At 66.7% G+C, this 24,493-nt stretch carries 26 protein-coding genes and 3 tRNA genes; 19 read left to right on the plus strand and 10 right to left on the minus strand.

The window, feature by feature from the left end:
- Positions 1-118: 118 nt before the first annotated feature.
- From ACWKSV_RS00830 to leuD, 5 genes are all read left to right on the plus strand, one after another.
- On the plus strand, positions 119-871 hold the full coding sequence (locus ACWKSV_RS00830) for an HAD family acid phosphatase (RefSeq protein WP_237243556.1): 753 nt from the start codon (positions 119-121) through the stop codon (positions 869-871).
- Positions 871-1,506, plus strand: coding sequence for a CoA transferase subunit B (locus tag ACWKSV_RS00835; RefSeq protein WP_056439489.1), 636 nt, complete (start codon positions 871-873; stop codon positions 1,504-1,506). Before ACWKSV_RS00830 ends, ACWKSV_RS00835 begins: the two co-directional genes overlap by 1 nt.
- Positions 1,506-2,195, plus strand: coding sequence for a glutathione S-transferase family protein (locus ACWKSV_RS00840; protein WP_076715495.1), 690 nt, complete (start codon positions 1,506-1,508; stop codon positions 2,193-2,195). The genes ACWKSV_RS00835 and ACWKSV_RS00840 overlap by 1 nt, the downstream gene beginning before the upstream one ends.
- 174 nt (positions 2,196-2,369) lie before the next feature.
- Entirely contained in the window at positions 2,370-3,824 is a 1,455-nt protein-coding gene (gene leuC / locus ACWKSV_RS00845; protein WP_076718016.1) for a 3-isopropylmalate dehydratase large subunit, read from the plus strand.
- A gap of 175 nt (positions 3,825-3,999) precedes the next feature.
- Positions 4,000-4,620, plus strand: a complete 621-nt coding sequence (gene leuD / locus ACWKSV_RS00850) for a 3-isopropylmalate dehydratase small subunit (RefSeq protein ID WP_076715496.1) — start codon at positions 4,000-4,002, stop codon at positions 4,618-4,620.
- 32 nt (positions 4,621-4,652) lie between these two features.
- Here leuD and ACWKSV_RS00855 read toward each other — a convergent pair whose 3' ends face one another.
- Positions 4,653-4,778, minus strand: a complete 126-nt coding sequence (locus ACWKSV_RS00855) for a hypothetical protein (protein WP_257787196.1) — start codon at positions 4,776-4,778, stop codon at positions 4,653-4,655.
- Positions 4,779-5,009: 231 nt separating this feature from the next.
- On the opposite strand from ACWKSV_RS00855, the gene ACWKSV_RS00860 reads away from it, so the two are divergent.
- The 11 genes from ACWKSV_RS00860 (at position 5,010) to ACWKSV_RS00910 (ending at position 12,825) form a co-directional block, all read left to right on the plus strand.
- A complete protein-coding gene (locus tag ACWKSV_RS00860; protein ID WP_056439368.1) occupies positions 5,010-5,333 on the plus strand; it encodes a DUF1476 domain-containing protein in 324 nt (107 codons plus the stop codon).
- Positions 5,334-5,335: 2 nt separating this feature from the next.
- Positions 5,336-5,572: a BolA/IbaG family iron-sulfur metabolism protein gene (locus ACWKSV_RS00865; RefSeq protein WP_042490079.1), complete on the plus strand. Its 237-nt coding sequence runs from the start codon at positions 5,336-5,338 to the stop codon at positions 5,570-5,572.
- A 25-nt stretch (positions 5,573-5,597) separates the two neighbouring features.
- Complete coding sequence (gene grxD, locus ACWKSV_RS00870; RefSeq protein ID WP_056439494.1) at positions 5,598-5,921, plus strand: Grx4 family monothiol glutaredoxin; 324 nt, start codon at positions 5,598-5,600, stop codon at positions 5,919-5,921.
- A 247-nt stretch (positions 5,922-6,168) separates the two neighbouring features.
- On the plus strand, positions 6,169-6,537 hold the full coding sequence (locus ACWKSV_RS00875) for a BlaI/MecI/CopY family transcriptional regulator (protein WP_056439369.1): 369 nt from the start codon (positions 6,169-6,171) through the stop codon (positions 6,535-6,537).
- Entirely contained in the window at positions 6,534-8,147 is a 1,614-nt protein-coding gene (locus tag ACWKSV_RS00880) for a M56 family metallopeptidase (protein WP_191864853.1), read from the plus strand. The genes ACWKSV_RS00875 and ACWKSV_RS00880 overlap by 4 nt, the downstream gene beginning before the upstream one ends.
- Positions 8,148-8,239: 92 nt before the next feature.
- The gene (locus tag ACWKSV_RS00885; protein ID WP_076715499.1) at positions 8,240-9,097 is read left to right on the plus strand and encodes an MBL fold metallo-hydrolase; all 858 of its coding nucleotides are present in this window, start codon (positions 8,240-8,242) and stop codon (positions 9,095-9,097) included.
- Positions 9,082-9,825 (plus strand): DUF4230 domain-containing protein, encoded by a 744-nt coding sequence (locus ACWKSV_RS00890; RefSeq protein ID WP_076715501.1) that lies wholly within the window; start codon positions 9,082-9,084, stop codon positions 9,823-9,825. Before ACWKSV_RS00885 ends, ACWKSV_RS00890 begins: the two co-directional genes overlap by 16 nt.
- Positions 9,826-9,870: 45 nt before the next feature.
- A complete protein-coding gene (gene nadA, locus ACWKSV_RS00895) occupies positions 9,871-10,857 on the plus strand; it encodes a quinolinate synthase NadA (RefSeq protein WP_076715502.1) in 987 nt (328 codons plus the stop codon).
- Positions 10,854-11,702: a carboxylating nicotinate-nucleotide diphosphorylase gene (gene nadC, locus ACWKSV_RS00900; protein ID WP_076715504.1), complete on the plus strand. Its 849-nt coding sequence runs from the start codon at positions 10,854-10,856 to the stop codon at positions 11,700-11,702. Before nadA ends, nadC begins: the two co-directional genes overlap by 4 nt.
- Positions 11,703-11,725: 23 nt before the next feature.
- On the plus strand, positions 11,726-12,121 hold the full coding sequence (locus tag ACWKSV_RS00905) for a hypothetical protein (protein ID WP_156884219.1): 396 nt from the start codon (positions 11,726-11,728) through the stop codon (positions 12,119-12,121).
- On the plus strand, positions 12,118-12,825 hold the full coding sequence (locus ACWKSV_RS00910) for a ribonuclease T2 family protein (protein WP_076715507.1): 708 nt from the start codon (positions 12,118-12,120) through the stop codon (positions 12,823-12,825). The genes ACWKSV_RS00905 and ACWKSV_RS00910 overlap by 4 nt, the downstream gene beginning before the upstream one ends.
- A 6-nt stretch (positions 12,826-12,831) precedes the next feature.
- Here ACWKSV_RS00910 and ACWKSV_RS00915 read toward each other — a convergent pair whose 3' ends face one another.
- From ACWKSV_RS00915 to aroA, 7 genes are all read right to left on the minus strand, one after another.
- Positions 12,832-13,251 carry a DUF4112 domain-containing protein gene (locus ACWKSV_RS00915; protein WP_076715508.1) on the minus strand — a complete coding sequence of 140 codons (420 nt, stop codon included), beginning with the start codon at positions 13,249-13,251 and terminating at the stop codon, positions 12,832-12,834.
- Between the two features lie 5 nt (positions 13,252-13,256).
- Positions 13,257-14,672, minus strand: a complete 1,416-nt coding sequence (locus tag ACWKSV_RS00920; protein WP_076718018.1) for an ABC transporter substrate-binding protein — start codon at positions 14,670-14,672, stop codon at positions 13,257-13,259.
- Positions 14,673-14,692: 20 nt separating this feature from the next.
- Positions 14,693-14,776: transfer RNA gene (locus ACWKSV_RS00925), tRNA-Leu, on the minus strand.
- A 101-nt stretch (positions 14,777-14,877) separates the two neighbouring features.
- Entirely contained in the window at positions 14,878-15,165 is a 288-nt protein-coding gene (locus tag ACWKSV_RS00930; protein ID WP_056439404.1) for an integration host factor subunit beta, read from the minus strand.
- Positions 15,166-15,311: 146 nt separating this feature from the next.
- A complete protein-coding gene (gene rpsA / locus ACWKSV_RS00935) occupies positions 15,312-17,021 on the minus strand; it encodes a 30S ribosomal protein S1 (protein WP_056439406.1) in 1,710 nt (569 codons plus the stop codon).
- Between the two features lie 340 nt (positions 17,022-17,361).
- Complete coding sequence (cmk, locus tag ACWKSV_RS00940; RefSeq protein WP_076715510.1) at positions 17,362-17,994, minus strand: (d)CMP kinase; 633 nt, start codon at positions 17,992-17,994, stop codon at positions 17,362-17,364.
- Positions 17,991-19,322: a 3-phosphoshikimate 1-carboxyvinyltransferase gene (gene aroA, locus ACWKSV_RS00945; RefSeq protein WP_076715512.1), complete on the minus strand. Its 1,332-nt coding sequence runs from the start codon at positions 19,320-19,322 to the stop codon at positions 17,991-17,993. Before aroA ends, cmk begins: the two co-directional genes overlap by 4 nt.
- Positions 19,323-19,417: 95 nt before the next feature.
- Between aroA and ACWKSV_RS00950 the strand changes: the two genes are divergently transcribed.
- From ACWKSV_RS00950 to ACWKSV_RS00960, 3 genes are all read left to right on the plus strand, one after another.
- Positions 19,418-19,741 carry a TIGR02300 family protein gene (locus ACWKSV_RS00950; protein ID WP_056439502.1) on the plus strand — a complete coding sequence of 108 codons (324 nt, stop codon included), beginning with the start codon at positions 19,418-19,420 and terminating at the stop codon, positions 19,739-19,741.
- Positions 19,742-19,828: 87 nt separating this feature from the next.
- Positions 19,829-19,904 (plus strand) — tRNA-Ala (locus tag ACWKSV_RS00955).
- A gap of 77 nt (positions 19,905-19,981) precedes the next feature.
- A tRNA-Ala gene (locus tag ACWKSV_RS00960) sits at positions 19,982-20,057 on the plus strand.
- A 347-nt stretch (positions 20,058-20,404) separates the two neighbouring features.
- Here the strand turns inward: ACWKSV_RS00960 and ACWKSV_RS00965 are convergent.
- Both ACWKSV_RS00965 and ACWKSV_RS00970 read right to left on the minus strand, forming a co-directional pair.
- The gene (locus tag ACWKSV_RS00965; protein ID WP_076715513.1) at positions 20,405-21,865 is read right to left on the minus strand and encodes a globin-coupled sensor protein; all 1,461 of its coding nucleotides are present in this window, start codon (positions 21,863-21,865) and stop codon (positions 20,405-20,407) included.
- 132 nt (positions 21,866-21,997) lie between these two features.
- Entirely contained in the window at positions 21,998-24,013 is a 2,016-nt protein-coding gene (locus ACWKSV_RS00970) for a M3 family metallopeptidase (protein ID WP_191864854.1), read from the minus strand.
- Between the last annotated feature and the right edge of the window lie 480 nt (positions 24,014-24,493).

Consider the following 24,493-nt stretch of genomic DNA (forward strand, 5'->3'; position numbering starts at 1 on the left):
CGGTCTGAGGCTAGGCGCCGCACTCGCCGCCGCCCTTGCCCTATCCGGCTGCGTCGTAGCCGTTGGCAACAACAGCCCCGCACCCCCACCACCCGCGACCAACCCCAAACTCGCAGGGATGCAATATCTCTACGGCTCGGCCGAAGCCGATGCGATCTCGCGCCAGGCGTGGAACGCGCTCGTCACCTATGCCGCCGACCGCATTCGCCGCCCGCAAGCCGACAGCGTCGTGCTGGCGCAGGGCGCGAGCCTCGAAAACCCCCGCTTCGTGCCATGCGCGGGCAAGCGACCCGCCGCCGTCTTCGATGTCGACGAGACGGTCCTGCAAAATCTCGGCTTCGAATATGACGATTTGAACGGCCGTTCGGGTCGCGATTTCAACACCCGCTGGCGCGCCTGGGAGCAGAGCGATGGCCATGCCGTCCTGCCCACGCCCGGCGCGGCGGCGGCGATCGCCGATCTGCGGACCATGGGCGTAACCGTGATCTTCAACACCAACCGCGACGATCCGGCGGGTGCGGCGCGCGTGATCGACGCGGCGGGGCTTGGCCCGGCGGTGCATGGCGACACGCTGTTCGTGCGCCCCGACACGGGCAGCGGGGACAACAAGGACCCGCGTCGCTGGCAGATTGCACAGCGTTACTGCGTGATCGCCATGGGCGGCGATCAGCTGGGTGATTTCAGCGAGTTGTTCAACGCATCTGCCACGGTGGCGGAACGGCGCGTCCGGGCCGATGGCTCGCGCATCGCGGCCCTTTGGGGGCGCGGCTGGTTCGTCTTCCCGAACCCCGTTTACGGCAAGGCGCTGAAGGGCAGCGCGGACGACATCTTCCCCGCCGACCGGCGGTGGCACCCGACAGGAGAGCAGTGATGGCCTGGACCCGCGACGAAATGGCCGCCCGTGCGGCCAAGGAGCTGAAGGACGGTTTCTACGTCAATCTCGGCATCGGCATCCCGACGCTGGTGGCCAACCATATCCCCCAAGGGGTCGAGGTCACGCTGCAATCCGAAAACGGGATGCTGGGCATCGGGCCGTTCCCCTATGACGACGAGGTCGATCCCGACCTGATCAACGCGGGCAAGCAGACGATCAGCGAGCTGCCACACTCGGTCTATTTCTCGTCGGCGGACAGCTTCGCGATGATCCGGGGCGGGCATATCGACTTGACCGTGCTGGGCGCGATGGAAGTGTCCGAAGGCGGCGACATCGCCAACTGGATGATCCCCGGCAAGATGATCAAGGGCATGGGCGGTGCGATGGATCTGGTCGCGGGCGTCAAGAAGATCATCGTCGTCATGGAGCATAACGCCAAGGACGGCAGCCCCAAGTTCATCCCCGAATGCACCCTGCCGCTGACCGGCCGCAACGTCGTCGACATGATCGTCACCGATCTGGCGGTGTTCCAGCGCCCCGATCACGACAGCGCCTTCCGCCTGATCGAATGCGCGCCGGGCGTCACCGCCGATGAGGTGGCGGCGAAGACCACGGCGAAGTTCGACCGCTGATGGCCTATGCCCTGGTCACCGCGAACCGGAATTATTCCAGCTGGTCGCTGCGCTGCTGGTTGCTGATGAAGGCGTTGGGGATCGACTTTGCCGACCGGATCGAGCCGTTCGCGGCGGCGGAGAATTACGAGGCGTTCCGCGCCTTTTCGCCGACGGGGCAGGTCCCGGTGCTGATCGATGGCGAGCGGACCGTTTGGGACTCGCTGGGCATCACGCTATATCTGGCCGAACGGCATCCGGGAGTCTGGCCCGAGGACGAGGCGGCGCGGGCCTGGGCGATGTGCGCGGTGGCGGAAATGCATGGCGGCTTCGGCGCGCTGCGGGCCGAGCGAACGATGAATATCGGGGTGCGGGTGGACGCCAAGCCAGCATCACCCCGGCTGGAGCGCGATGTCGCACGGCTGGCGGAATTATGGGGCGAGGGGCTGTCGCAATTTGGCGGGCCCTGGCTGGCTGGCGATCGGTTCTCGGCGGTCGATGCCTTCTACGCGCCGGTCGCGTTCCGGGTGCGGACCTACGGCATCGATGTCGGTGCGACGGGGGCGGCCTGGGTCGAGACGGTTCTGGCGCATCCGGCGATGCGCGACTGGGAAGCGCAGGCCTTGGCCGAGACGTGGCGCGACCCGGATCATGAAATCGATCTGGCGGAGTGCGGGGGCGTGACGGCGGACTATCGCGCCAAGGGGTAAGGGCGGGGCGTGGCCTTCGACTTCGCTCAGGCTGAACGGAGGTTGGGAAGGGCCGCCTCGCTCGCTCCGTTCAGCCTGAGCGAAGTCGAAGGCCACGGGAATCCCACCGAAATCGAAATAACATTGCGCCACACCTTTGCGTTGCGCATCTTTTCGGATAACAGCGCCCGCATCATGGCCCAACGACCCCAGACTCTGTACGAGAAGATCTGGGCCGCGCACGTTGTCGAACGGCGGCCCGATGGCACCTGCCTCATCTATATCGACCGTCACCTCGTTCACGAGGTGACGAGCCCGCAGGCATTCGAGGGGCTACGTGCCGCCGGGCGCAAGGTGCGTCGTCCCGAACTGACGCTGGCGGTGCCCGATCACAACCTGCCGACGACGCCGCGCAAGGACGCGAACGGCAACCTCCTGCCCATCGCCGACCCGGAAAGCGCGCAGCAGCTCGACGCGCTTCGCCGCAACACCGCCGAGTTTGGTGTCGACTATATCGACGCAACGGCGGCGGCGCAGGGCATCGTCCATGTCGTCGGGCCGGAGCAGGGCTTTACGCTGCCGGGCACGACTTTGGTGTGCGGCGACAGCCATACCTCGGCGCATGGCGCGCTGGGCGCGCTGGCCTTCGGCATCGGCACGTCGGAGGTCGAGCATGTGCTGGCGACCCAGACGCTGCTCCTCTCGCCGTCCAAGACCATGGAAGTGCGCGTCGACGGCGTGCTGGGTCACGGCGTGTCGGCCAAGGACGTCGTGCTGGCGATCATCGGCAAGATCGGCGCGGCGGGCGGCACCGGCCATGTCATCGAATTCACCGGCAGCGTGATCCGCAACCTGTCGATCGAAGGTCGCCTGACCATCGCCAACATGTCGATCGAGGGTGGCGCGCGTGCTGGCCTGATCGCGCCGGACGAGACGACCTTCGCCTATCTGAAAGGCCGTCCGATGGCCCCCAAGGGCGCGGATTGGGACAAGGCGGTCGCCTGGTGGCGAACGCTGCCGACCGATCCGGGCGCGGTCTATGACAAGGTCGTGACGCTCGATGCCGCCGACATCGCGCCGAATCTGACCTGGGGCACCAGTCCCGAGGACGTGGTGCCGATCACCGGCGTCGTGCCCGATCCCGACAGCTTCGCCGATCCGTCGAAGCGCGAAGCGGCGCGCAAGTCGCTGGACTATATGGGGCTGACCCCCGGCACCGCGATGCAGGACGTGCCCATCCAGCATGTCTTCATTGGCAGCTGCACCAACAGCCGTATCGAGGACTTGCGCGCCGCCGCCGCCGTGGCGCGCGACCGCAAGGTGGCGGACGGCGTCCGTGCGCTGGTCGTCCCCGGCTCGGGGCTGGTGAAGCGTCAGGCCGAAGAAGAGGGGCTGGACCGGATCTTCGTGCAGGCGGGCTTTGAATGGCGCGAGCCGGGCTGCTCGATGTGCCTGGCGATGAACCCGGACAAGGTGCCCGCGGGCGAGCGTTGCGCCTCGACCTCGAACCGCAATTTCGTCGGTCGCCAGGGTCCCGGCGCGCGCACCCATCTGCTGTCCCCCGCCATGGCCGCCGCCGCTGCGGTGACCGGGCGCCTTTTCGATGTTAGAGAGTTGAAGAGCCACGGTTTCGATCGTGAAGGCATCTGACAGGGACGATAGGGGATACGCATCATGAAGCACGTATTGGTCATGCTCGTCACCGGCGCCGTTCTGTGCGGCGCGGCGGCCTATGCCGCAGGCATCGCGTCACGCCCCGCCGTGGCCGAGCAGCGTCCGCAGCGCGCGGGCTGAACGCGCGGGTTTCGAATACAGGGATGATGGAATGAACCCGGTTACGACCGTCTCCGGCACTGCCTATCCATGGGGCGCCAAGAATATCGATACGGATGTCATCATCCCGGCACACTGGCTGAAGACGATCACCCGCGCCGGGCTGGGGCGCGGCGCGTTCGAGACGGTGCGTGCGCAACCGGACAATATCTTCGACGATCCGCGCTATGCGGGCGCGCCGATCCTGATCGCTGGCGACAATTTCGGTTGCGGGTCCAGCCGCGAGCATGCGGCCTGGGCCTTGGCGGACATGGGCATCCAGGCGGTGATCGCGCCGAGCTTTTCCGATATCTTTTCGGGCAACGCCTTCAAGAACGGGATCGTCCCGGTCGTCCTGCCGCAGGACGCCGTAGACCGGTTGGTCGAGGTGGCGAAGGACCAGCCGATTACGGTCGATCTGGAGACGATGACCGTCACCACCCCGTTCCAGGACCGCTTCGCGTTCGAACTCGATCCGTTTCGCCGCGAATGCCTGATGAAGGGGCTCGACGAAGTCGGCCTGACGCTGGCGCGCGACGAAGCGATCGGCAGTTTCGAAGGGCAGATGGCCGAGGGGCGGCCCTGGATCGCGGGTCGTCAGCGCCTGGACGCCGCCACGGCGGGAACCGCCTGACGAAGCCTGGTGCCGGCGTCCTGGCGAAACCGTCAGGACGCGGCGACGATGACCCCGGCGATCAGCGCCCATAGGGCAAGCGAACCGATCAAACCGTTGATGATGCCCAGCATCGGATTGTCGTGGCGGTCGGGTGGCATGACGTGGGAATGGGTCACGATGCTCTCCTAAGTTGCCGGTGATATCCCCGTTTTCCGGGGGTTTATCCCGTTTTCGTTATAGTTACACTACGCATCGACCAAGACCTGGTTCCCATTGTTTCCCCGGCGCAACGATCCTTCGGGGCGTCGTGCAACACCTGGTCGGCGCATCGGTTGCACGCGGGCGCGACGCCCCCTATCTCGGACGTTATGTTTGGATGGCCCATAGGGCTGGGGGATGGCGAACCGATGGACAGTTTCGACGATCGCAGGAAGGGCTTCGAGGCCAAATTCGTGGCCGATCAGGACATGATGTTCCGCATCACGGCGCGGCGCAACCGGCTGGTCGCGCAATGGGCGGCCGAGCGGATGAAGCTGACTCCTGCCGAAACCGACGCCTATGCCAAGGCGGTCGTACAGGCCGATTTCGAGGAAGCGGGCGATGAGGACGTCATCCGCAAGCTGCTGGGCGACCTGACCGCCGCCGGGATCGACGTTGACGAGGTCGAGGTCCGCCGCGCGCTGGACGAACAGCTGGTCGAGGCGCGTCGCCAGTTGATGGAGAGCCGCTGACCATGCCGATGGCCGCCGATGACATCGCCACGATGATCCGTACCGCCATTCCCGATGCCGAGGTCCAGATCACCGACCTTGCCGGGGACGGCGACCATTATGCCGCGCATGTCGTGGCCGCCAGCTTTGCGGGTATGAGCCGGGTCGCACGCACTCGCGCCGTCTATGCCGCGCTGGGCGGACGCATGGGGGGCGAGCTCCATGCGTTGCAACTGACCACCGCGGTTCCGGCCGCCTGATCCCATTCCCTCAAGGATGAATGATATGACCGACGATACGAATGCGCGGATCGATGCGCTGGTGAAGGACAATGCCGTCCTGCTGTTCATGAAGGGCACGCCGCTCTTTCCGCAATGCGGCTTCTCCAGCCGTGCGGTGGCGATCCTGAACCATCTGGACGTGCCGTTCGAGAGCGTCGACGTGCTTCAGGACCAGGGCATCCGCCAGGGCATCAAGGCCTATTCGGACTGGCCCACCATCCCGCAGCTTTATGTGAAGGGTGAGTTCGTCGGCGGTTCGGACATCATGATGGAGATGTATGAAAGCGGCGAACTGGCCGAGCTGGTCCAGGACGTGAAGACCGCGTGATAGGTCGACGATTGTAAGATTGGAAAGGGGGCTGGATTACGATCCGGCCCCTTTTTTATTCCTCCCCTGCAAGGGAAGGGGGACCACCGCGAAGCGGTGGTGGAGGGGTGTCCCCGCTGGCCGTGATACCTCTCCGTCAGTCCTGCGGATTGCCAGCTCCCCTTGCAGGGGAGGAATGGATCGACCCTATTGACTACGCCTGTAATCGAAATAGGATTACGCTTGTAGTCAATAAGAGGGCGAGTCGATGGCCGAGCGTATCAGCGATGCCGAACATGCCGTGATGGAGGTCCTGTGGGAGGAGGCTCCGCTGACCGCGCAGGATGTCGCGGAGCGGGTCGATCCCGAACGCGGCTGGAGCACCAACACCGTCAAGACGCTGCTCGGCCGTCTGCTCGCCAAGAGCGCCATTGCGCATGAGGAGCAGGGGCGGCGCTATCTGTATCGCCCACTGGTCGCGCGCGACGATTATGTCGTGGGTGAATCCCGCCGCCTGATCGACCGGCTGTTCGGCGGTCGCCTGACCCCGCTGGTCGCGCATCTGGCCGAGCGGGACGAGCTGACCGCACAGGACATTTCCGAGATCGAGGCGCTGCTCAAGGACCTGAAGGCATGAGCGGCGCGCAACTCGGCTGGGCGGTGGAGGCGATGATCGCCTCCACCCTCCTGATGGCGCTGGTCCTGCTGGCCCGCCGCCATGTCCGCCAGGCCTTCGGGCCGCAGATCGCCTATGCGCTCTGGGCCTTGCCGCTGCTTCGCCTGCTCCTGCCGCCGCTGCCGCGCGGACTGTCCGAGCAGGCGACCCCGCCGCTGGCCGCCGCGAGCGAGCGCTTCGCGACCTATGTCGTGCTGCCCATGACCGCGCAGATCCCCGCCACGGTGGATGCGCCCGGCATCTGGCAGAGGGTGGAGCAGGGTGTTGCACTGTTCTGGATCATCGGGGCGGCGGGTTTCCTCGGCTTCCAGCTCTTTCGCCACTGGCGCTTCCGCACGCGGTTGCTGGCCGATGCCGAGCCGCTGGAGGCGGTGGAAGGCGTGCGTGTGGTCGCCAGCGACGGCGCGCCGGGCCCGCTCGCCTTCGGCATCTGGCATCGCTACGTCGCTTTCCCGCGCGATTTCGCCGAGCGTTACGACACCGATGAGCGCGATCTGGCGCTGGCGCACGAGCTGGGCCACCATGCCCGCGGCGACCTGATCGCCAACTGGGTCGCGCTCGCCGTGCTGGCGCTCCACTGGTTCAACCCGCTGGCGTGGCGGGCCTTCCACGCTTTTCGTGCCGATCAGGAGCTGGCCAACGACGCTCGCGTCCTGAAGGGGCGCAGCCGTGCCGACCGGCATGTCTATGCCTGCGCCATCGTGAAGGCCGCGCATGGCCGCGCACTGTCGGGCGCCTGTCACCTGCACACCATCGATGATCTGAAAGGGAGGCTGAAGATGTTGACGACTTCTCCGAAATCGCGTCGCCAGCTGGCGATGGGCGGGGCCACCGTGTCGCTGCTGGTCCTGGCCGGGCTGGGGGCGACTGCCTCGGGCACGCCGGCGGCGGCGGCGCTGACCAAGAAGGTCGAGCGGACGCTGGGCGTCGACCTGACCAGCACGGTTGCGGTCCTGCCCGCCGTCGTTCAGACCACGCCGGAGGCGCCCGAAGCGCCTGCCGCGCCGTCCGCACCTGTGGCTCCGGCTGTCCCTGCAAAACCCGTGGTCGCGATCGCTGCGACGGTTCCGGAGGTGCCCGCCGTTCCCGCTGCACCTGCGACTCCCCAGGCCGCCGCGGTTCCCGCCGCGCCGCAGGCACCTGCCGCGCCCCGTGTCCGCGTCGTGACGCTGCGCAACGGGCACAAGGTCAAGTTCATCGGCGACAATGGCATGGTCCCGATGGTGCCCATGCCTCCAATCCCCATGGTCCAGGCGCGTGCCTGTGGTACCGGCAACAGCGATACCCGCACCAGCTATATGACGGTCGACGGCAAGACCCGGCGGCAGGTGACGATCATCTGCACCGACCGGATCGAGCGGGATGCTCGTCAGGCCTCACTCGCCGCCGTCCATGCCCAGCGCACGGCGCAGGTGAACATGCAGATCGCGCTTGCCAGCATCGAGAGTGCCCGCGCCTCGATCATCCGCGACCGCAACCTGTCCGAGGACGCCCGGCGTGACGCACTGAACGGCCTGAACGAGGCGACGGCCGAGTTGAAGGCCGACATGGCGAACCGCGATCGCGACTGACAGGACTACGACTTTACCCCAACTCGACCTCTGTGCCCGTCCGACGGGGACAGGGGTTGCCCTTTGTCCGCCGCTTGCCCACATGGTCGGGAATGGCTGAGCACCCGACCGGCATTCCGATCCTGCTTGAGCCGCTGGTCACCCGCGTGCTCGCCCCTAATCCGTCGCCCTTCACCTATACGGGCACGCAGAGCCATGTCGTGGGCGACCGCGACGTGGCGGTCATCGATCCGGGGCCGGACGATCCCGCGCATCTGGACGCGCTGACCCGCGCGATCGCCGGGCGGCCGGTGGTGGCGATCCTGATCACCCATCATCATCGCGACCACAGCCCGGCCAGCCGCGCGCTCGCCCGGCTGACCGGCGCCCCGATCGTCGGGGCGGCTCCGTTCGCCGCCGACTATCAGGGCGGCCAGTCCGACGCCGCCTTCGACCGCGACTATGCGCCGGACCGGGTCCTGGCGGAGGGCGAGGAGGTGTGCGGCGACGGCTGGACGCTGAACGCCATTGCGACGCCGGGCCATACCTCCAACCATCTCGCCTTTGCGCTGCCCGAGACCAGGGCGCTGTTTTCGGGCGATCACGTCATGGGCTGGTCGACCAGCATCGTGTCGCCGCCCGATGGCGACATGAGCGCCTATTTGGCCAGCCTGGAAAAGCTGATGGAGCGCGACGACCGGGTCTATTACCCAGGGCATGGCGAGGCGGTCGAGAATCCGCAGCGGCTGGTGCGCGGGATGCTGGGTCATCGCAAGCAACGCGAGGGGCAAATCCTGCGCCTGCTGGCGGCGGAAGAGAGGTTGCCGATCGCGGCGATGACCGCCCGCATGTATGTCGGCCTGAACCCCAAACTAATTCCGGCGGCGGAACGATCGGTGCTGGCGCATCTTTATGACCTGCGAAACCGCGGGCTGGTTCGCGAGGAAGGAGCATCATGGATCAGCGCGTGACGCCGCCTGCCGACACGCCGCAGCCACCGTCACGGGCGCGCGGCGGGGTCGGCCTGTTCCTGACCAAGGTGGCGGGGGTGCTGCTCCTGCTGGTGCTGGCCGGACTGATCATGGTGTGGGGTGTCCAGCGCTATGTCGAGGATCGGCTGACCCCCGACCCGACCACCATCGCGCGCGCCAGCCTAGACGGCCTGCGCGAACAGAACCGGCTGTCGGCCTTCGCGGCGCGGTACGTCGCGGTCGTCAGCTCGCGCCAGTCGCAGCTCGGCTTTTCGACCGAGCGGACGCTGATCATGCCGGGCATGGTCCGTTACGAGGTCGATCTGGGCAAGCTGCGCCAGCAGGATGTGCGCTGGGATGCGAATGCCCATGTCCTGTCGGTGACGCTGCCCCCCGTTGAGATCGACGGGCCGCAGGTCGATCTGTCGGCGATCCGCGAATATGGATCGGGCGGCCTGCTGACCACCTTCACCGACGCCGAGCAGCGGCTCGACGCCGCCAATCGCACGGCGGGGCAGGTCGAGCTGATGCGACAGGCGCGTGCGCCCGCGCCGATGAAGCTGGCCCGCGATGCGACGCGGCGTGCGGTCGAGCGCAGCTTCGCCATGCCGCTGCGCGCGGCGGGGGTAGAGGGCAGCGTCAAGGTCCGCTTCTCCGACGAAGCGGCGGCTGACGAACGCTGGGACACGACGCGCAACCTACAAGAGGTTCTTGGCAATAGCGGCTGACGTGGCCAATTGTCGGCGCGAGCCCATGCGCCTAGGGGGAATGCCATGACCATCCAGACGAATCTGACGGGCCTCGACCTGCGCGCCGAGATCGACCGGCTCCGCAAGGAGCGCAACGCCGTCATCCTCGCCCATTATTATCAGAAGCCCGAGATTCAGGACCTGGCCGATTTCGTCGGCGACAGCCTGGACCTCAGCCGCAAGGCACAGGCGACCGACGCCGACGTCATCGCCTTTTGCGGCGTGCGCTTCATGGCGGAGACGGCCAAAATCCTGTCGCCCGACAAGATCGTCGTGCTGCCCGACATGGCCGCCGGGTGCAGTCTGGAGGACAGCTGCCCGCCCGAACAGTTCGCCGAGTTCCGGGCGCAGCACCCGGATCACATCGCGCTGACCTATATCAACTGCTCGACCGAGGTGAAGGCGCTGTCCGACATCATCGTGACGTCGTCCTCGGCGGAGCAGATCCTGGCGCAGATCGATCCCGCGCAGAAGATCATCTTCGGCCCCGACCGTAACCTGGGCGGCTATCTGGCGCGCAAGACCGGCCGCGACATGCTGCTGTGGCCGGGCGTCTGTATCGTGCACGAGGCGTTCAGCGAAACCGAACTGCTGAAGCTGCGCGCCCAGCACCCCGACGCGCCGATCGCCGCGCACCCCGAATGCCCCGCCGTGATCCTGGACCATGCCGATTATGTCGGCTCGACGCGCGGCATCCTGGAGTTCGCGCAAGGCCTGACCAGCGATACGCTGATCGTCGCGACCGAGCCGCACATCATCCACCAGATGCAAAAGGCGATGCCGGGCAAGACCTTCATCGGTGCACCGGGCGCGGACGGCAACTGCAACTGCAATATCTGCCCCTACATGGCGCTCAACACCATGGAGAAGCTGTACCTTGCGCTGCGCGACCTGACCCCGCGCGTCGAGATCGAGGAAGGGCTGCGGCTTCAGGCCAAGAAGAGCCTGGACGCGATGCTGACGCTCGCCAGCGGCACGGTCGGCACGGGCGATCTGGGCCCGCGTTCGTGACGGAAAGCGTGATCGACGGGTTCGACCTCGACAGTTTCGTCCAGGCGACACTGGCCGAGGATCTGGGGCCCGGCGGCGACATCACCTCGGCGGCGGTGATCCCGGCGGAGGCGCGGTTCATCGGCACCATGGCCAGCCGCGATGCGATCACCGTCGCAGGGCTGCCCATCGCCGAGGCGTTCTTCCGCCACCTCGACGCCGATGTCGTCATCGAGCGGCTGGTCGAGGATGGCACCAGCGTTCCGGCGGGCACCGATCTGTTCCGCCTGTCCGGCAAGGCCCGCGCGATGCTGACCGCCGAACGGTCCGCGCTGAACACCGTCCAGCATCTGTCGGGCATCGCGACGATGACGGCGGCTTATGTCGCAGCGATCCAGGGCACCGGGGCGACGCTGCTCGACACGCGCAAGACCATTCCGGGCCTTCGCCTCCTGGAGAAATACGCCACCCGCATGGGCGGCGCGCAGAATCATCGCATGGGCCTGTGGGATGCGGCGATGATCAAGGACAATCACGTCGCGGTCGCGGGTGGCATCGGCCCGGCGGTCACGGCGGCGCGAGAGGCGGGGATTGCGCGGATTATCGTCGAGGTCGATGCGCTCGACCAGATCGAACCGGCGCTGGCGGCGGGGGCGACCCATTTGCTGCTCGACAACATGATTCCGGCGCAGCTGGCCGAGGGTGTCGCGCTGGTCGCGGGCCGGGTGCCGACCGAGGCGTCGGGCGGCGTACGTCTCGACACCATTCGCGCCATGGCGGAATCGGGCGTCACCTATGTCAGCGTGGGTCGCTTGACCCAATCGGCCCCGGCGGCCGATATCGGACTGGATTTCGCCGCCGCCTGAGGCGGGCTTGGAAGGGGAAGATCGTGCGACCGAAGTCGGTGATATTGGGCGAGCGGCTTTCGTTGTTCGCCATCCTGTTGCTGGTGGTGCTGGCGATCATCGGCTGGGCCGACACGGTCGCCCAGGCCGGGGTGGCGATCGCGATCATCGCCAATGGCCTGCTGATCGGGCTGTTCCTGCTCGGCACGCTGCTGACCACTCGCATGGCCAGCCGGGTCGGGCTGGGGCTGCTGGTCGTGCTGACGATCCTGAACCTGCTCGGTTTTCTCTATCAGGTGTCGGTCGGTGCGCTGGCCGAGGGCGTGTTCGGCGTGCTGACGGCGGTGCAGGCGGCGACGTCGCTGGTCGCGGTCGTGATGCTGATGCGGCCCAATGCCCTGGCCTGGTATCGCGCGATGGCGGAGGTAAGCGAAGCATGAAACACGTAATCATCGGGATGGCGTTCTTGGCCACGCCGCAGCTGCTGTCGGCGCAGACGCTGCAATGCACCGCACCGCGCGGGGCCCAGCCCATCCGCCCCGACCTGCCCAGCCAGAGCCAGCCGACCCGCGTGCTGCCGATCGGCGGCTACACGCTGGCCATCACCTGGAGTCCGCAATTCTGCCGCGACACCAAGGGGAATAGCAGCTTCCAGTGCGGCGGCACCAACCGCTTCGGCTTCACCCTGCACGGGCTGTGGCCCGATGGCGTGGACAAGGACTGGCCGCAATATTGCCGCCCGACCGCGATCATCCCGCAAGCGGTCGTCCGCCGCCATATCTGCGCCACCCCCTCGGCGCAGCTGATGCAGCATGAATGGGCCAAGCATGGCACCTGCATGAGCGGATACAGCCCGGCGCGCTATTTCCAGCGGTCGAACGCGCTATATTACGGGTTGCGCTTCCCGAACATGGACGGGCTCTCGCGCCGGAACAGCCTGACCGCAGGTGTTCTGGCGACCGCCTTTGCCGCCGCCAATCGGGGGATGACCGCCGACATGATGCGCGTGACCGCCACGCGCGAAGGCTGGTTGGACGAAATCTGGATCTGCCTGAACAAGGCATTCCGCCCCGCCCGCTGTCCGGCGCATCAGGGCGGATTGTCGCCCAACGCACCGCTGAAGATCTGGCGGGGCAGCCGCTGACCGCGCTTACCCCTCCAGCACCACGCTGGAGGGGTGATGCTTGTCCAGATGCTTGCGGATGATCCGCAGGTTGCGCGTGTTCGACCGGAACAGCACATCGGCGGCGTCGCCGATCAGCGGCACGAAGCCCAGCAGCGCGTCGAAGCCGACATTGCCCATCATCCGTGCCATCTGGAATTTGGACAGGCCCAGATTGCGCGCTTCCCAAATGATGTAGCTACCCAGCGCCGCAGCAGCGATGTCGCCGACGATCGGGACCAGACCCAGTATCACGTCCAGCCCGATCGGCCGGTTGAGGCCGGGCAGCACGACGACCCGCTCCAACAGGCGCTCCATCGCCTCGATCCGCTGGCGGCTGGCGGCAATGCTCTTGTCGAGCGGCAGAGCGTCGAATGCCGTGGGGGCGATGCGGGACGTGTTGGCCATGCCGTTCAATTGGTGATGGCGCGCAATCGGTTCAATGGATGCCAGGCGCGGCTGTTGGTCTGGAATTGCCGCAACCGGGGCGTGGTGAGCGACCAGCGCAGCGGGCGGGCCAAGGGGATGAAGGGCGTGTCGGCATTGATCGCCGCATCCGCCGCCGCGATCGCCGATCCGCGTTCCGCCAGCGTGGGGGCCAACCGTGCCTGCTCGATCGCCGCCATCGCCGCCTCTCCACAGGGCGCGCAGGCGGTCGCGAGATACCAGCGCGCGCTGTCATAGGGGGCGACCGCATCGATCAGGCGGAGGTCGGCCGGATCATCGAGCGCCACCCGTTCGGGCGTGATGCCGATCGCCAGCAATGTCGCGCCAATCTGGCCATAGAGCAGGTTCGCCCCCGGCCCCCGCGGCAAGGCGATGCGCAGCCGAACCGGCTGACCCCAGGCGGCGACCCGAGCCCGCGCCCCGCTGCGCCGCTCGTCCAGATTGAGAAGCGCCCAGCCGGGGATTTGCGGCGGGGCGTCCGAGTCGAGCGTGTCGGGCAGCAGGCGGTCGGCGGCTTCCCAATTGGGCGCGACCGCCGCCAGCATGGTAGCCCGGTCGAACGCAGCCGACAGCGCCTGGCGGTTGGCCGGGTCCGCCAGGAAGCCGTCGCGACGGACAATGCTCAGCCCGAAAAGACCGGCCGCCGGATCAACCCGGATGGCGGCTTGGTTGATCCGGACGGCGTCGAGCAGCGGCCACGTCTCGAACCGACCACCGAGCAACAGGTCGGACCGGCCGCCAGCAAAACGCAGGATGGCGCGTGCCGATGTCTCGGCGATCAGGCGGACATCCTCTTCCGGCGCGGGCGTGGCATCGTCCTCGGGCTCGACACGACGGGGATCGGGGATGGGGCGTAGCAGCGGGGGCGGCCCCGCCCGGATGATGCGGAAGGGCCCGGTGCCGCGACGCCCGCGATCAACGATCGCCATTTCGGGCTGGGCGAACAGCTTCAAAAGGTCGGGGCGGGGGCGCGACAGGCGGATTTCGATGACCTGCGGCGTCATCACCACGATCTCGTCGATCGCCGTCAGGAAGGGGGCCAAGGGGTTGCCCGAATGGGGCGACACCAGACGACGCAGGATCGGCACGACCTGCTCGGCGGTGACGGGTGAGCCGTCATTCCATTTCGCCTCGCGCAGGCGGAAGATGAAGCTGCCGCCCTCGTCGATGACGATCCAGCGTTCGGCCAGCCCCGGCTCGATCTGGCCATTGGCGTCGAAGCGCACCAACCCCTGTGCCAGCGCATCGCGCAGCACGCGGCGCGACGTGTCGTCATCGGTGAGGGGAAGCCCGCCGGACCGGGCGGAAGGGTTGGTGGATTGGACGGTGCTGACGACCACAGCCCCATGATCGGCATGGCGCTCGCAGGCGGTCGTCGCCATCAGGGCGGCCGCCAACCCGATGGTGCGGACGGCGGGACTCGAACCCGCACTCCATAGGAAGCCGATTTTAAGTCGGCAGCGTCTACCGGTTTCGCCACGTCCGCGCACAGGCCAACGAAGATACCAGGATGCCGCGAAGGTCAAGGGCGCAGCTGTCGTAAAGTCGGAATAGCCGCGCCCCCGTCACCTCAAGACCGGAATGCGATCACTCCGCGTCGACGTTCAGACGCGCGCGCATTTCCTTGCCGGGTTTGAAATAAGGAACGCGCTTGGCGCAGACATCGACGGTTTCGCCGGTACGGGGATTGCGGCCGGTACGAGCACCGCGCGCACGGGTCGAAAAGGCGCCAAAGCCGCGCAGTTCGACGCGACCGTCATCCGACAGCCGCTTGGTAATCTCATCAAAGAAAATCGTGACGATCAGTTCAACTTCACGCGGGTTCAGTCCCGGATTACGCTGACCGATTTTTTGCACCAGTTCCGAACGGATCATCGTCTAGTCCCAAGCTTAAGACGGATCGTTCTTAACCTGTGTTTCTCGCTGCTGAAAGTAGTTTTATTATACGATTAAAGACACACCAGTGTCTTTTGGCCGAAGCCGGGACATGTTTCCGAAAAAACATGCCCCGGTCCAGTGACTTACTTCTGGGTGCGCGCCTTCAGCGCTTCGCCCAGAATGTCGCCCAGCGACGCGCCCGAGTCGGACGAACCATACTGAGCCACCGCCTGCTTCTCTTCGGCGATCTGCATCGCCTTGACCGAGAAGGTCGGCTTCTTCGAACGATCGAAGCCGGTGACCATCGCGTCGAACTTCTGGCCGACCTGGAAGCGCTCGGGGCGCTGCTCGTCACGGTCGCGACCCAGATCGGTGCGCTTGATGAAGCCGGTCGCACCATCGTCGCCCGCCTGGACTTCGAGGCCCGCGTCGCGGACTTCGAGGACGGTCACGGTGACGACCTGGTTCTTGTTCAGGCGATCGCCAGCCGCAGCCACGCCGCCGGCGACGGGGCCGCCGCGCTCGAGCTGCTTCATGCCGAGCGAGATACGCTCCTTCTCGGGGTCGATATCCAGAACCACGGCCTGAACGACTTCGCCCTTGCGGTGCAGGTTGAGGGCATCCTCACCCGACACGCCCCAAGCGATGTCCGACATGTGGACCATGCCGTCGACATCGTTGTCCAGGCCGATGAACAGGCCGAACTCGGTCGCGTTCTTGACTTCGCCCTCGACGGTCGAGCCGATCGGATGGGCAGCGGCGAACGCTTCCCACGGATTGGCCTGAGCCTGCTTGAGGCCGAGCGAGATGCGGCGCTTTTCCTGATCGACCTCGAGGACGACCACATCGACTTCCTGCGAGGTCGACACGATCTTGCCCGGATGGACGTTCTTCTTGGTCCAGGACATTTCCGACACGTGGACCAGGCCTTCGATGCCCGGCTCCAGCTCGACGAACGCACCATACTCGGTAATGTTCGTGACGCGGCCCGACAGCTTCGCGCCGACCGGGTACTTGGCGCCGGCGCCATCCCACGGATCGCTCTCGAGCTGCTTCATGCCGAGCGAGATGCGCTGCGTGTCCTTGTTGATGCGGATGATCTGCACCTTCACGGTGTCGCCGATCGCGATCATCTCCGACGGATGATTGACGCGCTTGTACGACAGGTCGGTGACGTGCAGCAGGCCGTCGATGCCACCCAGGTCGACGAACGCACCGTAATCGGTGATGTTCTTGACGACGCCGTCGATGATCTGACCCTCGGCCAGGCTCTGGATCAGGCCCGAACGCTGCTCGGCGCGGGTCTCTTCCAGGACCGCGCGACGCGACACGACGATGTTGCCGCGCTTGCGGTCCATCTTCAGGATCTGGAACGGCTGCGGGATGTCCATCAGCGGGGTGACGTCGCGGACGGGGCGGATGTCGACCTGGCTACCGGGCAGGAACGCCACGGCGCCGTTCAGGTCGACGGTGAAGCCACCCTTTACGCGGCCGAAGATCACGCCTTCGACGCGGGCCGACTTCGAGAATTCGAGCTCCAGCTTGTCCCAGGCGGCCTCGCGGCGCGCGCGGTCGCGGCTGAGCATCGCTTCGCCGTGCATGTTCTCGACGCGGTCGACATAGACCTCGACTTCGTCACCGACCTTCAGGTCGGCCTTCTGGCCGGGGGCAGCGAATTCGCGGAGGGGCACACGGCCTTCCGACTTCAGACCGACGTCGATGACGGCCATGTCGTTTTCGATCGCGGTGACGGTGCCATGCACGACGCGACCCTCGAAGCTGTCGGCACCGCCGAACATGTCATCGAGCATCGCCGCGAAATCGTCGCGCGTGGGCTGGGGGTTGGTTGCCATAAAAGGGTTAGGTTCCTGAGAGTTTTTCGCCTCCGGCTCGGGGCAATTCCCAAGACCTTCGACGATGGCCGCGCCGACCCCATGTCGACGCCACCAGGCCCGAAGATGATGCTGAAACACGGAAAAGCGGCGGTCCGCGACAAATGCGGAAAGGACGCTGGGGCAAGGCCCCGCGTCAGCCTCTCCGCGGAACAGGGTCCGCGAGCGGGGGGCGCCTTAGCGGAAAATGGGGTTTTGCGCAAGGTGAGGCGGATCCTCCTCGGCACGGGGGGGATCGTCACGAGGCGGCGGTGGAGGGGGCGTGCCGCGAATGACATCGCTTCGCGGCGGCCCCCCTCCGTCAGCGCGCCTTGGCCGCCACCTGGGCGTCGACGAACTGGATCGCGCGGGCGACCGCCGCTTCGATCGTCAGGCTGGAGGTGTCCAGCGCCGCCGCATCGGCCGCCTGGGTGAGGGGGGCGGTCGCCCGGCCGCTGTCGCGTTCGTCGCGGGCGCGGATATCGGCCAGCACCTGCTCGAACGACACGTCCGAGCCGTTCGCCGCCAATTCGTTATGCCGCCGTCGTGCCCGGACCTGGGAACTGGCCTTCACGAACAGCTTGGCGTCCGCATCGGGCGCGATGACCGTGCCGATGTCGCGCCCGTCGAGGATCGCGCCGCCCGGCTGGTTGGCGAAGCGCTTCTGCCGCTGGAGCAGCGCCGCGCGGACCAGGGGATGCACCGACACGACCGAGGCGAGCTTGCCCGTCTCGTCATCACGCAGGGCGGGATCGGCGAGCAGGCTGTCGTCGAAGCTGCACGCCGCGACGGCATCGGCCTCACGCGTCGGGTCGAGGTGCATCGCGCGCACTGTCGCCGCCACCGCGCGGTAGAGCAGGCCGGTGTCGAGATGCGGCAGTCCGTAATGCCTGGCCAATGCGCGGGCGATGGTGCCCTTGCCGCTGGCGGCGGGGCCGTCGACGGCGATGATCATGCCATCGCTCCCAGCTTTTCCAGCGTGTCGAAGAACACGGGGTAGCTGGTCGCGACCGGTGCGGCATCGTCCAGCGTGATGGGATCGCGGGCGTTCAAGGCCGCGATGGTCATGCTCATCGCGATCCGGTGGTCGAGCAAGGTCGCGATGGTCGCGCCGCCGGGGATCGGATCGCCGCCGGTGCCGGTGACGGCCATGCCGTCCTCGAACTCCTCGCAGGTCACGCCGCATGCCCCGAGGGCGTTCGCCATGGCGGTGATGCGGTCCGATTCCTTGACGCGCAGTTCCTCCGCGCCGCGCGCGATGGTCGTGCCGGTCGCGAAGGCGGCCGCGACGAACAGCACCGGATATTCATCGATCATGCTCGGCGTCAGCTCGGGCGGAACCTCGATCGCCGACAGGGCTGCGTGACGGACGCGCAGATCCGCCACCGGCTCGCCGCCGACGATGCGCGCGTCCAGCTCGGTGATGTCGGCGCCCATCATCTTCAGCGCTTCGATGATGCCGGTGCGGGTCGGGTTCATGCCGACATTGGTGATCGTCACGTCGGCACCCGGCACGATCGATCCCGCGACCAGCCAAAAGGCGGCCGAGGACGGGTCGCCCGGCACGACGATATTCTGCGGCTTCAACTCCGCCTGCCCCCGAATCGTAATGATTCGCCCTTCGGGGGAGGGGGTGACGGTCAGCTCGGCGCCGAAGCCCGCCAGCATCCGCTCGCTATGGTCGCGGGTCGCGATCGGCTCGATCACGGTCGTCTCGCCCGGCGTGTTCAGACCCGCCAGCAGGATCGCCGACTTCACCTGCGCCGAGGCGACGGGCAGGGTGTAGCGGATCGGCACGGCCGGGTTGATGCCCCGGACCATCAGGGGCAGGCGGCCGCCCGGCGTATCCTGAAACTGCGCGCCCATCTGCGACAGCGGCTCGATGACGCGGCCCATCGGGCGCTTGGACAGCGAGGCGTCACCGATAAAGGTCGCGGTGATCGGATGGCTGGCGACCAGACCCATTAAAAGCCTTGTCGAGGTGCCCGAATTGCCCATGTCGAGCGCGGTCTCGGGTTGGAGCAGGCCGCCGACGCCGACGCCGTGGATCACCCACACCCCGTCGTCCTGCCGAACGATGTCCGCACCCATCGCACGCATCGCGGCGGCGGTGGCGAGCACGTCCTCGCCCTCCAGCAGGCCCTCGACGCGGCTTTCGCCGACCGCGAGCGCGGAGAGCATCAGCGAGCGGTGGCTGATCGATTTGTCGCCCGGAACGGCGATGGTGCCGCGAAGGGCGGCGGCGGCTCGCACGGTGCGAGGCTGGGGAAGGGGATGCGCCATGATGGCGCGGGCTTTTGACAGGGGCCTTGCGCTGTGGCAAGGCGCGCCCACTTTTCGCTCCGGCGGAAAACCCAATTCCGAAAGGTATGAACGGCATGATCAAGCCGGAATGGGGCACGAAGCGTACGTGCCCGAAATGCGCGACGCGTTTCTACGACCTCGAAAAGGACGACCCCGTCACCTGCATCAATTGCGGGACGCAGTGGGAGCCCGAGCCCATCCTGAAGTCGAAGCAGCCCCTGCCGTTCGAGCAGGTCAAGCCCGAGAACAAGGAAGCCGACAGCGATCTGGCGGGCGGCGACGACGAGGATCTGGACATCACCGGTGAGGACGAAGAGCCCTCGCCCGACGATGAAGTCGATCTGGGCGGCGACGACGATCTGGGCGTGGAAACGTCCAGCGAAGACGACGAACACTGAGTTGTCCGAACCGGCTCGGCGGGTGCTTGAAAAAAGTGCTTGCCGAGCCACGGCGGCCCCGCTAGTGGGCTGCCTCCACAGCGGAACGGGGCCGTAGCTCAGCTGGGAGAGCGCTGCAATGGCATTGCAGAGGTCAGGGGTTCGATCCCCCTCGGCTCCACCATTCCGCCGGAACAGCCGCATGGATACCATGCGCTGCCAGGCCAGCCCGCATCCCGCCGGGCGCGCGCCGAAATCGATGGGGCCGTAGCTCAGCTGGGAGAGCGCTGCAATGGCATTGCAGAGGTCAGGGGTTCGATCCCCCTCGGCTCCACCATTTCCATGATATCGCCGAATTTTGACCGCCCCTGATCGTCAGTGGGTGGTTTTCGGCGTCTTGGGCTGGTCGGGCGTTTTTCATTCCTCCCCTGCAAGGGGAGGGGGTGTGGGGACTTTGCCTTGCCCCCGGCAAGCCAAGATTGTGCTGGGGGCACAATCTTGTCCCCATACCGCGAAGCGGTGGTGAAGGGGTGTCCCCACCGGCGGTGATACCCCTCCGTCAGTCCTGCGGACTGCCACCTCCCCTTGCAGGGGAGAAATTTGCGTCCAGTGAAACACCTGACACCCCAACAAAAAAGGCCCCGACTTGCGTCGGAGCCCAGGGGGTCCTCGGGGGGATGAGGATCAGACGGCGGCGAGGCGTCGCTGCATCTGGTGGACCGGGTTGCGGGGGTCGCCGGTGACGTCGGCCAGGCGGAAGCGGGCGACTTCGCGGGCCAGCGTCTCGGCTTCCTGAGCCAGAGTGCGGGCGGCGTCGGTGGCCTGTTCGACCATGGCGGCATTGCGCTGGGTCACGCCGTCCATCTCGGCGACGGCGGTGTTGACCTGTTGCAGGCCGATCGACTGCTGGGTGGCCGAGGCGGCGATCTGCGACACCAGGTCGCTGATCTCGCCGATCCGGCCAATGATCCGTTGCAGCGCCTCACCCGCTTCGTTGACCAGTTCGACGCCCGCGCCGACCTGGTCGGAGGAGGCGAGGATGCGCGTCTTTACATCCTTGGCCGCTTCGGCCGAGCGCTGCGCCAGGGCGCGCACTTCGCTGGCGACGACCGCGAAGCCCTTGCCCGCTTCACCCGCCCGGGCGGCCTCGACGCCCGCATTCAGCGCGAGCAGGTTGGTCTGGAACGAGATGCCGTCGATGACGCTGATGATCTCGCTGATTTCGGATGACGAGCGTTCGATGCCGCCCATCGCCTCGACCGCGCGGCGGACGATCTGGCCCGATTCCTCGGCCTCGGTCCGGGCCTCACCGACGATCCGGTTGGCGCGCGAGGCGCCGTCGGCGGTCTGGCGGACGGTCGAGGTGATCTGCTGCATGGCGGCGGCGGTTTCCTCCAGCGAGGCGGCCTGCTGCTTGGTGCGGTCGGACAGGTCGTCCGACGCCTGGCGGATGTCGCCCGAGCCGACGCGGATATGCTCGCCCGACTGGGTGACGACGCCCAGCGTCGCGCACATCTGGGCGCGCATCGCCTCGAAACTGTCGGCCAGCGCCTGATATTCGGACGGCAGCCCGTCGAGCGAGGCGGTCAGGTCGCCCTTGGCCATCCGGTCGAACACCGCGCCGCAGCGTTCGATCACCGCACGACGGCCCGCCTGCTCGGCCTCGAAATAGGAGGCCAGCGCGATGTCCATGTCGATCAGCGAGGCCTTGACCAGCGCGGTCGCCGCCCGTGCCCGGCGCCGTGCGCCGAACGGCCAGAACAGTCGCCCCAGGATCAGCTTGGGCAGGACATATTCCAGCATCCGGGCATAGCCGCTGATATACCAGGTCGGCGCCAGCCCAATCCGCGCATGGACCTGTCCGATATGGGTCGAAGCGGCGGCATAATCGCGATCGAGCGGGCGGGAGAACAGCTTGCGCCAATGCTCCATCTGCTTGTCGCGGGCATGGTCCATCCGCGCCTGCGATGCGAATAGCCCCCGGATCTGCGAGGTATCGGCGATGTGCCGGTAAAGCGCGGTCAGGGCGGCGGGCGCATGCCGCTCGATCGCGCGCTTGATTGTCGGGAAGGTCGCGTAGCTCCGCGCGCTATAGTCGAAAGCAGCCAGCCGCTGCTCGAAATCAATATGTTCCGATCCGCTCACAGCACATCCTCCATATCCCTCCTGGATAGGCAAAGAGGGTTAAGAAGCTGTCGAGAAACGGATTTTTCTGTATAATCCAGATTACATTAGGGAACGAAACCGGGGCCGCGGATCGCGGCCCCGGAACGCTGGTCAGGCCGCCAGCCCGTGATGACGCAGCAGGGCATCCGGCTCCGGCGCGCGGCCCCGGAAAGCGCGGAAATTCTCGGCCGCCGGGCGGCTTGCGCCGCGCGCCAGCACCTCGCGACGGAATCGATCGCCTGCCGCCTGGCCTTCCTCGGCAAAGGCGGCAAAGGCGTCGGCCGACAACAGCTCGGCCCAGAGATAGCTATAATAGCCTGCCGCATAACCGCCCGCGAAGATATGGCTGAAGCTGTGCGGGAAGCGATTCCACGCGGGCGGACGTATCACCGACACTTCGTCGCGAACGCCGTTGAGCACCTCCATGACGCGGCCGCCCAGCGCCGGATCGTAATCGCGGTGCAGCCGCAGGTCGAAGGTCGCGAACTCGACCTGACGGAGCAGGAACAGCCCCGCCTGGAAACGCCGCGCCGCCAGCATCTTGGCGAACAGCTCGTCGGGCAGCGGCTCGCCCGTCTCGACATGCGCCGACAGCGCGGTCAGCGTGTCGCGGTCCCACGCGAAATTCTCCATGAACTGGCTGGGCAGTTCGACCGCATCCCACTCGACACCTGAAATCCCACCGATCGAGGGCAGGTCGACCTCGGTCAGCAGATGGTGCAGCACATGGCCGAACTCATGGAGCAGGGTGACGACATCGCCATGCGCCAGCAGGGCAGGGGTGTCGCCGGTCGCCGGCGGGAAGTTGCAGGTCAGATAGGCGATGGGCCGGTGGAAACGGTCGGCATCGCGGAAGCGCGGACGGCATACGTCCATCCAGGCCCCACCGCGCTTGCCCGCCCGCGCATGGAAGTCGCAATAGACGCCCGCGACGATCTCGCCGCTCTGGTCCTGCACATCATAGTAGCGGACATCGGCATTCCACACCGACACGTCCCGCCGCTCGACCAGGCGGATGCCGTACAGCCGTTCGATCAGCGCGACGGTGCCCTCCATGACGCGGGGCAGGGGGAAATAGGCGCGGATCGCCTCGCGATCGACGCCGAAGCGTTCGCGGCGCATATGCTCGGCGACATATCCCGTATCCCAGGGCTCCAGCTTGGCGATCCCGAACTTCTCGGCGGCATAGGCGCTCGCCTCGGCCAGTTCGCGCTCCGCCAGCGGTCGGGCACGGGCCGCGAGATCGGACAGAAAGGCCAGCGCCTCGTCCGCCGACTGCGCCATCTTGGTCTCGACCGAGCGGGCGGCGGCGTTGTCGAAGCCGAGCAGCCGAGCCGCTTCGTGGCGCAGTTCCAGGATCCGGTCGATGCGGGCGCTATTGTCATGAGTAGGATCGGCCGCCTGGTCCGAGGCGCGGGTGGCATAGGCCTTGGCGACCCGCGCGCGCAGATCGCGATTGTCCGCCTGGGTCAGGATCGCCTGCACGCTGGGTTCGCGCAGCGTGACCAGCCAGCCGTCCAGTTCCTTCTCTGCGGCATAGGAGGCCAGGATCGCCTTGGCATTGTCGGTCAGGCCGGACAGCAGGGTCTCGTCGGTGACATGCTCGCTCCAGGCTTCGGTCGAATCGAGCACGGCATTGCCGAATTCGGTGCTCAGCCGGTTCAGTTCGACGCCGATCTCGCGGAACCGGGCCTTGGCCGCGTCGTCCAGGCCGACGCCCGACAGGGTGAAATCCCGCCGCGCCAACACGACCGCACGCGCCTCGGCCTCGGTCAGCGGCGCCAGGTCGACCCGGTTGAAGGCGGCGAATAGGCGCGGGTCCTGGCCCGCCTCCATGCCATATTCGGCCAGCATCGCCTGCGCCTCGGCATAGGCGGCGCGCAGCTCGGGGGTGTCGGCGACCGAATGGAGATGCCCGGCAGGCGACCAGCCCCGCGCGATCGCGAAGCCCGCCCGCTCGCTCGCCAGCACGACATCGCCAAAGTCGCTGGCGTTCGATCCGCCGATCCGGTCGGCGGCGGCGCGCGCGTCGGCGATCATCTGCTGGACCGCGGGCACCAGATGCTCGGGGCGGATCGCGGCGAAGTCGGGCAGGTCGGTATCGGCGAGCATGGGATTGGTGGTCATTCGGCATCCTTGCGCTTTATCGTGGGGATCATCTCGGCAGCCGCACGACGTTCGGCAAGACCCTTGCGGTCGATCGGACCGATCCGTGCGGTCGCCATGGCGGGCACAGGAAGGGCGCTGGGCAATCCAAGTCACTGTTACCGCTCCCAATTGCATTTCCTGCAATTATCATTGCCGAGGTTGCAATTGCGAACATGGGTGCTGCGGTGCACAAGGATCGGGCCTTTCAGGCATCCTCTCCTAAAAACTTTCCGGCCGGTCGCAAGACCGGCCTTTTTTTTGGCCGCGATTTCCCCTACGGAACGCTCGTATCGTCGGCCAACACACGAACAGAATTATAAATCGGGAGCGGAAGCCGCCGGAAAGACCGGCACCGGCTGGACGATCGGAGTGGGGGTTGAGCGATTCGGGTAGGCTCCCCCCATTTTCCCTTCCCTCCTGAATCCATAAGGGCCCATGAATCCGCAAAGGGTAGCGTCG

It is taken from the genome of Sphingomonas sp. SphC10 (genome assembly GCF_057004845.1).